Below are 2224 nucleotides of genomic sequence, written 5' to 3'. Positions count from 1 at the left end.
TGTCAACGGCAGCTGAACCCTGGACACTTTCCGGCAAATGAATCGTGACCCCTTTCCGGTGGGTTGGTTGGTTTCAGTCTTCAGTTGTTCCGGCGGCGGGGACGCGGCCGAGGTCGCGGTCCTTGAGCCGGTAGCTGTCGCCTTTCAAGGCGATGACCTCGGCGTGGTGGACGAGGCGGTCGATCATGGCCGCGGCGACGACGTCGTCGCCGAAGACCTCGCCCCAGCGGCCGAAGACCTTGTTGCTGGTGACGATCAGGGATGCTCGTTCGTAGCGGGATGAAACGAGTTGGAAGAACAGGTTGGCGGCTTCGTTCTCGAAGGGGATGTAGCCGACCTCGTCCACCACCAAAAGTGGGTAGCGGCCGAGCTTGATCAGCTCGGCCTGCAACCGGCCCGCGTGGTGGGCTTCGGCGAGGCGGGCGACCCATTCGGCGGCGGTGGCGAACGCGACCCGGTGCCCGGCCTGACAGGCCCGGATCGCCAATCCGATCGCCAGGTGCGTTTTGCCGGTGCCGGGCGGGCCCAGGAACACGACATTCTCTTTCGCGATGACGAAATCCAGGGTCCCGAGGTGAGCGATCACGTCGCGCTTGAGACCGCGGGAATGGCCGAAGTCGAACTCTTCCAACGATTTCCGGTAGGGGAAGCGGGCGGCGCGGATGCGTCCCTCACCGCCGTGGGACTCGCGGGCGGAGACCTCGCGTTGCAGGCAGGCGACGAGGAATTCCTCGTGGGTCCAGTTCTCGCCGCGGGCGCGTTCGGCCAGCCGAGGCACCGATTCCCGCAACGTCGGCGCCTTCAACGCCCGGGTGAGGAAGCTGAGCTCGGCGGTCAAATCCCGTGCGGTGGTAGAGGTTTTGGTCGTGGTCTTGGTGGTGGTCATCAGGCCACCCCGCCTTCGAGGTCGACACCGAGCGCGGTGTCGTAATCGGTCAGGCACCGCTGCTCGACCTCGGGTTCGGGTGCCGGTCGCAGGACACCGATGCGGCTGGCCCGCAACGCTTTCGCCGCCGCGACATGATCGGGGTCGGAGATGGTTTGGTGCCAGGCCCAGATCCGTTCGTGGTCGGCGACGAGCCGACCGGCGCAGAACACTCGGATCCGGTGCAGGTCGGCGACGGCTTCGATGCGGCGGCCGATCACCGACGGGTGCACCGAATAGTCGTTGGAATCGAAGCGAATGTAGTGATCACGGGGTAGTCGGGTCGATGACCGCCACCGGGTCTCCGGCGGCACCGGCGGTAAACCCAGCATGGCGTGCCGGTCGGCGGTGATCCGATCGGTCGGCGCGCACCCCAGCGCGCGGCGCGGCCGGGTGTTCACCACCGTCAGCCATTCGGTCAGTTGGGTGTTGAAATCGGTGGGGCCCGTGAATGATCGGCCCGGCAAGAAGGAACGCTCCAGATAATCGTGGGCACGTTCGATAATGCCCTTCGCTTCCGGGTCGGCGGGTTTGCAGACGATGACCTTGGTACCCAAAGTGCCTCGGAAGGCTTGGCATTCGGCGGTCAGCTCACTGCGGCCACCACGCCAACGCCCGATCGCCCCTTCCCCGTCCCAAACCAAAACCCTTGGCACCGAACCCAATCGGTCGATCAACATCCACCAGCCGGTGAACAGATCCTGCGCATGCCGCGACGGGATCAACATCGCCGACAACCACCGCGAATACCCCGTCACCATCGTCAGCACCGGCAGCTTCTTCGGACCGCGGACCTGCCCGAACCCCACCGGCACCTCGATCGGCGGGAACCACAGATCGCACTGGGCGATCTCGCCAGCCACATACGCCGTCCGTGAGGCCGGATCCGGTGGCACATACACCGGCCGCAGTTCCGCGACCCGCGCAGACAACACCCGGATCGACCGCGTCCAGCCGATCCGCTCGGCGATCACCGTCGACGGCATCGTCGGATACAACTTCAGCAACTCCCGGATCTGCGGCTCGACCGCGTCCACGATCGACCCCTTCGCTGCCCGCTCGTATTTCGGCGGCCTGTCCGAGGCCAGAGCCACCCGCACAGTGTTGCGGGACACGCCCAAAAGCCGGGCTATTGCCTTGATCGGCAGCCCTTCTGACCGGTGCAAACGACGAATCTCAGCCCAATCCTCCACGGCAAGCATCCCTTCGTCCTCCTGGCTCGGTTCGAACCAGGATCAACCGGACAAGGGGTCAAAATTCAGATGCCACGCAGGGGTCAGTTTTCACCCGCCGTCGACA

At 65.3% G+C, this 2224-nt stretch carries 2 protein-coding genes; both read right to left on the bottom strand.

Translation table 11 applies throughout. The annotated features are described in order from the left end of the window. Positions 1–73 precede the first annotated feature (73 nt). On the bottom strand, positions 74–886 hold the full coding sequence (gene istB / locus LGY53_RS43340; RefSeq protein WP_225732496.1) for an IS21-like element helper ATPase IstB: 813 nt from the start codon (positions 884–886) through the stop codon (positions 74–76). Continuing rightward, complete coding sequence (istA, locus tag LGY53_RS43335; protein ID WP_225732495.1) at positions 886–2127, bottom strand: IS21 family transposase; 1242 nt, start codon at positions 2125–2127, stop codon at positions 886–888. The genes istB and istA overlap by 1 nt, the downstream gene beginning before the upstream one ends. Between the last annotated feature and the right edge of the window lie 97 nt (positions 2128–2224).

Origin of the sequence: Nocardia sp. JCM 34519.1 (assembly GCF_020361265.1) — a bacterium.
Classification (GTDB): domain Bacteria; phylum Actinomycetota; class Actinomycetes; order Mycobacteriales; family Mycobacteriaceae; genus Nocardia; species Nocardia arthritidis_A.
The sequence above is the reverse complement of the archived record's forward strand: the minus strand, read 5'-3'. Positions and strand labels throughout refer to the sequence as shown.

Excerpts from the sequence above, each read along its gene's own strand:
- istA (WP_225732495.1), bottom strand. The coding sequence starts at position 2,127 with ATGCTTGCCGTGGAGGATTGGGCTGAGATTCGTCGTTTGCACCGGTCA.
- istB (WP_225732496.1), bottom strand. The coding sequence starts at position 886 with ATGACCACCACCAAGACCACGACCAAAACCTCTACCACCGCACGGGAT.